Here is a 6,904-nt window from a genome sequence, read left to right as displayed (position 1 = left end):
CGGGTAGGGCGCGCGGACGGCGGCGGGCGTGCGGACGGCGGCCGCCGGCGCGGGGTACGGGGTGTGGTCAGGTGGCGCTGGCGGCGTTGCCGCGGCCGCGGCGTACGTAGGTGTAGCCCAGCGAGCCGATGACGATGGCGGCCACGCAGGTCCAGGGCCACCAGTGCCGCTCGCCCTCGTGCAGCGACGGCACGACCAGGGTCGCGACGAGGGCGACCACCCAGCAGGCGAGACCCCAGAGGGTCACCGTCGCGCTGCTCACGGCCAGCGGCTGCAGCTCGCCCGAAGACTCGGCCGACGACTCGGCCGACGGCTCGCCCGACGACCGGCCGGCCAGCTCGCTCGACGACCCGCCCGACAGCTCGCTCGACGACTCGATCACCGGGGCAGCCTATCTTTCACACCCGGGCAACACGCAGGCCCTACTCTGCTGCCCATGGCGAAGCCCTCACCCACGTCCCCCCGGCCATCACCCAAGGCTCACACCCCGGCACCGGCACCTCGAGCCGGCGGTCTCGACGGGTTCTTCCGCATCAGCGAACGCGGTTCGACGACGGGGCGGGAGATCCGCGGTGGCCTCGTCACGTTCTTCACGATGGCCTACATCGTCGTCCTCAACCCGTTGATCATCGGCACGCAGCAGGACGGCTCGGGCCACTTCCTCGGCGGCGGCGACATCGTCAAGGCGCAGACCCTCGTGGCTGCGGGCACGGCGCTCGTCGCCGGTGTGATGACGATCCTCATGGGCGTCGTCGCCAACTACCCGCTGGCGCTCGCGACAGGACTGGGGCTCAACGCGTTCGTCACGTTCGGCATCGCCAAGCTGCCCGACATGACGTGGGCGGACGCCATGGGCCTCATCGTCATCGAGGGCGTGATCATCCTCGTGCTGGTGCTCACCGGGTTCAGGCAGGCGGTGTTCCGCGCCATCCCGGCCGAGCTCAAGACCGCGATCTCGGTCGGCATCGGCCTGTTCATCACCATCATCGGCCTGGTCGACGCCGGCTTCGTCCGCCGCACCGGCACCGGTCCCGTCCCGGTCGAGCTCGGCATCGGCGGCGCCCTCAACGGCTGGCCCACCTTCGTCTTCGTCGTCGGTGTCCTCGCCATCATCATCATGCTGGTGCTGCACGTGAAGGGCGCGATCCTCTACGGCATCCTCGGCGGCACGGTCCTCGCGATCATCGTCGAGGCGATCGCCGACGTCGGCCCGCAGGTCGACGCCACCGGCAAGTTCGTCAACGCCGCGGGCTGGGGACTCAACGTCCCGACGCTGCCCAAGCAGATCGTCGACGTCCCCGACTTCTCCCTCCTCGGCCACTTCAACCTGCTGGGCTCGTTCACCAAGATCGGCGTCGTCTCCGCGGTGCTGCTCGTCTTCACCCTGCTGCTGGCCGACTTCTTCGACACCATGGGCACGATGGTCGCCGTCGGCGCCGAGGGCGGGCTGCTCGACAAGAACGGCAACCCCCCGAACTCCGACAAGATCCTGCTCGTCGACTCGGTCGCGGCCATCGCCGGTGGCGCCGGGTCGGTGTCGTCCAACACCTCCTACATCGAGTCCGCGGCCGGTGTCGGCGAGGGCGCGCGCACGGGTCTGGCCTCCGTCGTCACGGGCGTGATGTTCCTCTTCGCGACGTTCCTGGCCCCGCTGGTCAAGGTGGTGCCCTACGAGGCAGCCACCCCGGCGCTGGTCGTCGTGGGCTTCCTGATGATGCAGCAGGTGCGCGGCATCGACTGGGAGGACCTGGAGATCGCGATCCCGGCGTTCCTCACCATCGTGCTCATGCCGTTCACCTACTCGATCACGGCCGGCATCGGTGCGGGCTTCGTCGTCTACACCGTCATCAAGGCGGTCCGTGGCAAGAGCAGCCAGATCCACCCGCTGCTGTGGACCGTGTCCGCGCTGTTCGTCCTGTACTTCGCCATCACTCCCATCAAGGAGCTCTTCGGCGCCTGATCCCGCAGCACCACCAGCGCGTCCGTATGCCGCGTGGCCCCGTCCGGGGGCCACGCGGCATACGTCGTCCGAGGGGCCTGTGACCCGCGGGGAAATACTTAGCACAGGTAATGAGTTATGCTAAGTACCTGACCTAGGAGACGCCATGACCCCACCGCCTGCGCGCGCCCCGCGCCGCACCGCTGAGGCCGGTCTCACCCCCGCGGCCGTGTCGCGTCTCGCCGGCGAGCTCCGCCTGGCGTGCATGCGCATCTCCCGGCGGGTTCGGTTCGAGAGCACGGACGCGGTTGCGCCGCACCAGTTCTCGGTCCTGAACCGTCTCGAGCACACGCCCTGCACGCCCGGTGAGCTGGCCGAGATCGAGCGGGTGAGCGCCCCGAGCATGACCCGTACCGTCGCCCGCCTCGTCGAGCTCGGACTCGTCGAGCGCACCGACGACCCCTCCGACCGGCGACAGGTGATCCTGTCGCTCACGCCGGCGGCGACCACGCTGCTCAAGGACATCCGCCGCAAGCGCGACGCCTGGATGTCCGTCCGCGTCGGTCACCTGACGCCCGCCGAGCAGGACATCCTGCAGCAGGCCGCCGTCATCCTGACCAGGGTGGCGAACGAGTGAGCCCCACCTTCTCCTCCCTCAGCGTCCGCAACTACCGGATCTACGCCACCGGCGCGTTCATCTCCAACGTCGGCACCTGGATGGGCCGCGTCGCCCAGGACTGGCTGGTGCTCACCGAGCTGACCAACCACTCCTCGACCGCCCTCGGCATCGTGACGGGACTGCAGTTCCTGCCGTTCCTCCTCCTGGCCCCGTGGGCCGGGATGATCGCCGACCGCTACCCCAAGCGGGTCATCCTCGCGATCACCCAGTCGGCGCTGGCGATGTCGGCCCTCGTGCTCGGCGTGCTCGTCCTCACCGGCACCGCCCAGCTGTGGATGGTCTACGCCATCGCCCTGTTCACGGGTGTCGCGACCGCGGTCGACAACCCGGCGCGCCAGACGTTCGTCTCCGAGATGGTCCCGCGCGACCGGCTCGCCAACGCCGTCTCGCTCAACAGCGCCTCGTTCAACGCCGGCCGTCTCATCGGCCCTGGCGCCGCCGGCCTCACCATCGCAGCCTTCGGCACGGGCTGGACCCTCATGCTCAACACCCTGACCTTCGTGGCGGTGCTCATCGCCCTCGCGTCGATGGTGCGTACAGAGCTGCGGCCCGCCCCGATGCTCAACCGCCGCAAGGGGGCCATCCGGGAGGGCGTCACCTACGTCCGCAGCCGCCCCGACATCATGCTGGTGATGGCCTTGGTGTTCGTGCTCGGCACCTTCGGGATGAACTTCCAGATCACCACGGCCCTGATGGCCACGCGCGAGTTCGGCAAGGGGCCCGAGGAGTACGGCCTGCTGGGGTCGATCATGGCCATCGGCTCGCTCACGGCGGCCCTGTTGTCGGCCCGCCGTGCCCGTCCGCGCCTGCGCATCCTGCTCGTGGCGTTCGCCGGGTTCACCATCTCCAGCGGCCTCGCCGCACTCGCACCGACCTACGCCCTGTTCGCCCTGGCGCTCGTGCCGGTCGGGCTGTCGGCCCTGACCGCGTTGACCACCGCCAACGCCATGGTCCAGCTCAGCGTCGACTCGGCCATGCGCGGCCGGGTGATGGCCCTCTACATGGCGATCTTCATGGGCGGCACGCCGCTCGGTGCCCCGGTCATCGGCTGGATCGGCGACGTCTGGGGACCCCGCTGGACGATCGGCATCGGCACCATCGCCGTCGGGCTGGTCACCGTGGCGGTGTCGGGGTGGCTCGTGAGGCACGAGAATGTGCAGGTGACGTACGAGTCCCAGCGCCGCCCGCGCCTGCGCATCCGCACCGTGCCCGCTCCCGTGTCCGAGCCGATGCCCGAGGCCGTACGGTGACGCCGGTCTTCCGCCGCCGGGTCACCATCGCGGTCCTCGTGATCGTCGTGGCGGTTGCGGTGGTCGCCAGCCTCGTGCGCTGACGGGCGCTCGCAGCCGGGCCGCATCCGCCATCTGGTTGAGGCGGCTGGCCCGGCACCGCGGGATCCTGTGCGGGTGGGAGGCGAACCGTCGCCGGCCTGCATGAGGATCCGGCCGCTCGGACCCGGGGCCTGGCAGGTCTCGGGACCCGGCGTCGTGCGCCGGTTCGCCACGTTGGAGGGTGCCCGTCGCTGGGCGAGCCTGCACCTGTCCGACTGCGGGGGTGGCCATGTCGCCGTGCTCGACGACTCGGGCGCGGAGCTCGAGGACTCCGAGGTGGGCCCGGGCAGCCTGGCCGCTGCCGACCGCCGGGGTGTGGGCAGACCCGTGCCCCGGCCGCCGACCTGAGCCGTCAGCCGGTCAATGGCGAAAGGTTCAACGGCGACACGTCAACGTCGGCCGGTCAGGAACGGGTGCAGAGGACCGGGATGCCGAGCTGCAGCACGACCTCGTAACCGTCCGGGCACGTCCCGTTGCCCAGGAGCGGCACCGTGAGCGGTAGTGCGGGCGTGGTCGTCGTGGTGGGCGTAGGAGTCGTGGTGGAGGGCTTCGGCGTAGGCGTCTGCCCGGTCAGCCCACCGACGACGCCACCCACGACGTCGGTGACGGTGCCGACGACCCCGCCGCTCGCGGTGGTGGACGGTGCCGGCGTCGAGCCCCCGCCCGACGTGCCACCCGAGCCACCCACCCCACTGCCACCGGGACCTCCCTTCCCGCCGCTGGCGGAGGGCTTGGCGGACGGCTTGGCCGCTGCGGGCTTGCTGGACGGCTTGCTCGAGGCAGCCGCCTGGGCGCCGGCCGGCCGGGCCACGTTCGAGGGGAGGAAGGGCGCGCCGGTGCGCTGGCCGTCGGTGAGCGCGAAGTCCGGGACGACCGTGAACCCGCCGCGGTAGGCGCGCGCGATCGCGAGGACCTGGTCGGCATACGCGTCGCTCTGGTTGTAGCGCAGGACGGCCGACCGGGCGCCCGTCTCGGTGCCGAGGTCACCGGGGCCGGAGCAGAGGTACACGGCGGTCGCGGTCGCGGCGTCGGTGATGTTCTGGGGGTCCTTCTGGCCGTCACCGTTGGCGTCGACCCCGACCGAGCGCCAGGTCCCGGGAATGAACTGCATCGGGCCGACCGCACGGTCCCACGTGGTGTCGCGGTCGAAGACGCCGCGGTCGGTGTCGCGGATCGCCGCGGTGTCGTTGGTGCCGTTGAGCGGGATGCCGAAGATGCCGGGGCGCACCGCGCCGGTGCTGGCGTCGATGCCGTTGCCGCCGTAGCGGCCGTGGTCGGACTCCACCTTGCCGATGGCTGCGACGAGGGCCCAGTCGATGTTGCACTCGGCGTCGGCCGTGTCGACCAGCTGGGCTCCCCGCCGGTAGGCAGCGAGCGCCGCTGCCGGGATGCCGTTGGGGCTGCCGGCGGAGGAGGCAGCGGGCAGCCCGGCCGCTTCGAGCACCGGGGTGGGCGAGGCCTCAGCCGGGGCCGGGAGCTCCGGGAGGGACGGCAGCGAAGGGGCCTCCGGCTGCGTGACCGGGAGCTTGGGCACGGTGATGAGCGGGCTGGAGTCGGCGACCACGTCGGTGCTGGGCGTTCCCCCGGTGGACGCGAGCGCGATACCGGAGCCGATGAGGGCCACGGCAGGCAGGGCGGCGGCGGCTCTGCGCCAGTGCAGTCGCGTCACGCGGGTCATGTCTTCGGCTCCTCGGCTTCGTCGCCCCACCGCAGGGTGGTCACCCGGGACAACGAGTGGTGGAGGCCGAGGTTACGCGGGGTGAGAGATCACCGCGCGCGAACTACCCCACGACGTGCTCAATGCACGCAATCAGGGCAGAGACGTCGTCCGGCTCGGTCGCCGGGAACGTCGCGACGCGCAGCTGGTTGCGGCCCAGCTTGCGGTAGGGCTCGACGTCGACGACGCCGTGCGCGCGCAGCGTCTTGGCGATGGCAGAGGCGTCGACTGCGTCGTCGAAGTCGATGGTCGCCACCACCTGCGAGCGTGCGGCCGGGTCGGCGACGTACGGCGTGGTGTAGCTCGTGCGCTCGGCCCAGTCGTAGAGGCGGCCGCTGGAGTCGGCGGTGCGGGCGACGGCCCAGTCGAGGCCGCCGTTGCCGTTGATCCAGTCGATCTGCGAGTGCAGCAGCGCGAGGGTCGCCAGGGCCGGGGTGTTGTAGGTCTGGTTCTTGCGCGAGTTGTCGATCGCGGTCGGCAGGCTGAAGAAGTCGGGGACCCAGCGGCCGGTCGCGGCGATCTCCTCGACGCGGGCCAGGGCGGCCGGCGAGAACGCAGCCAGCCACAGGCCGCCGTCGGAGGCGAAGCACTTCTGCGGGCCGAAGTAGTAGACGTCGGTCTCGGCGACGTCGACCGGCAGGCCGCCCGCGCCCGAGGTGGCGTCGATGAGCACCAAGGCGTCCTCGTCGGCGCCCTCGACCCGTTTGACCGGAGCCATCACGCCGGTGGAGGTCTCGTTGTGCGGCCACGCGTAGACGTCGACGCCCGGCTCGGCGACGGGGCTGGCGAGGGTGCCGGGCCCGGCCTTGATGACGGTCGACTCGCCGAGGAAGGGTGCGTTGTTGGTGACGCTGGCGAACTTGGACGAGAACTCGCCGAACGCGAGGTGCTGCGCCCGCTCACGGACCAGGCCGAAGGCGGCGATGTCCCAGAACGCGGTCGACCCGCCGTTGCCGAGGATGACCTCGTAGCCCTCGGGGAGGCTGAACAGCTCCGACAGGCCCTCACGGACCGCGCCGACCAGGTTCTTCACCGGGGCCTGGCGGTGGGAGGTGCCGAGCAGGGTGGTGCCGAGGCTCGCGAGGTACTCCACCTGCTCGGGGCGCACCTTCGAGGGACCGGAGCCGAAGCGCCCGTCCTTGGGGAGCAGGTCGGCGGGAATCGTCTGGGCGGCAGTCTGGGTCACGCCGACAGTCTGACACCACGTCCCGAGGCGTGGGACGTCAGGTCCACCACCC

At 71.1% G+C, this 6,904-nt stretch carries 7 protein-coding genes; 4 read left to right on the top strand and 3 right to left on the bottom strand.

What is annotated here, in order from left to right; translation table 11 throughout:
- Positions 1 to 67 precede the first annotated feature (67 nt).
- Positions 68 to 382, bottom strand: coding sequence for a DUF2530 domain-containing protein (locus AB4Z02_RS06295; protein WP_441970053.1), 315 nt, complete (start codon positions 380 to 382; stop codon positions 68 to 70).
- Between the two features lie 54 nt (positions 383 to 436).
- Between AB4Z02_RS06295 and AB4Z02_RS06290 the strand changes: the two genes are divergently transcribed.
- The 4 genes from AB4Z02_RS06290 (at position 437) to AB4Z02_RS06275 (ending at position 4,297) form a co-directional block, all read left to right on the top strand.
- On the top strand, positions 437 to 1,960 hold the full coding sequence (locus tag AB4Z02_RS06290) for an NCS2 family permease (protein ID WP_082589874.1): 1,524 nt from the start codon (positions 437 to 439) through the stop codon (positions 1,958 to 1,960).
- 145 nt (positions 1,961 to 2,105) lie between these two features.
- Positions 2,106 to 2,576, top strand: coding sequence for a MarR family winged helix-turn-helix transcriptional regulator (locus AB4Z02_RS06285; RefSeq protein WP_056881969.1), 471 nt, complete (start codon positions 2,106 to 2,108; stop codon positions 2,574 to 2,576).
- Entirely contained in the window at positions 2,573 to 3,868 is a 1,296-nt protein-coding gene (locus AB4Z02_RS06280) for an MFS transporter (protein WP_056881968.1), read from the top strand. Before AB4Z02_RS06285 ends, AB4Z02_RS06280 begins: the two co-directional genes overlap by 4 nt.
- Positions 3,869 to 4,051: 183 nt before the next feature.
- The gene (locus tag AB4Z02_RS06275; protein ID WP_056881967.1) at positions 4,052 to 4,297 is read left to right on the top strand and encodes a hypothetical protein; all 246 of its coding nucleotides are present in this window, start codon (positions 4,052 to 4,054) and stop codon (positions 4,295 to 4,297) included.
- Between the two features lie 55 nt (positions 4,298 to 4,352).
- Here the strand turns inward: AB4Z02_RS06275 and AB4Z02_RS06270 are convergent, their stop codons facing one another.
- Positions 4,353 to 5,627 (bottom strand): lytic transglycosylase domain-containing protein, encoded by a 1,275-nt coding sequence (locus AB4Z02_RS06270; RefSeq protein WP_441970052.1) that lies wholly within the window; start codon positions 5,625 to 5,627, stop codon positions 4,353 to 4,355.
- A gap of 103 nt (positions 5,628 to 5,730) precedes the next feature.
- Positions 5,731 to 6,852, bottom strand: a complete 1,122-nt coding sequence (gene serC, locus AB4Z02_RS06265) for a phosphoserine transaminase (RefSeq protein WP_056881965.1) — start codon at positions 6,850 to 6,852, stop codon at positions 5,731 to 5,733.
- Positions 6,853 to 6,904 lie beyond the last annotated feature (52 nt).

This window comes from Pedococcus sp. 2YAF34 (assembly GCF_052114585.1).
Taxonomy (GTDB): Bacteria; Actinomycetota; Actinomycetes; order Actinomycetales; family Dermatophilaceae; genus Pedococcus.
Note: the sequence above shows the minus strand (reverse complement) of the source record. Positions and strands in the feature narration are given on the sequence as shown.

Coding starts and splice junctions, on each gene's coding strand:
- AB4Z02_RS06275 (WP_056881967.1), top strand. CDS start 4,052: ATGAGGATCCGGCCGCTCGGACCCGGGGCCTGGCAGGTCTCGGGACCC.
- AB4Z02_RS06290 (WP_082589874.1), top strand. CDS start 437: ATGGCGAAGCCCTCACCCACGTCCCCCCGGCCATCACCCAAGGCTCAC.
- AB4Z02_RS06270 (WP_441970052.1), bottom strand. CDS start 5,627: ATGACCCGCGTGACGCGACTGCACTGGCGCAGAGCCGCCGCCGCCCTG.
- AB4Z02_RS06285 (WP_056881969.1), top strand. CDS start 2,106: ATGACCCCACCGCCTGCGCGCGCCCCGCGCCGCACCGCTGAGGCCGGT.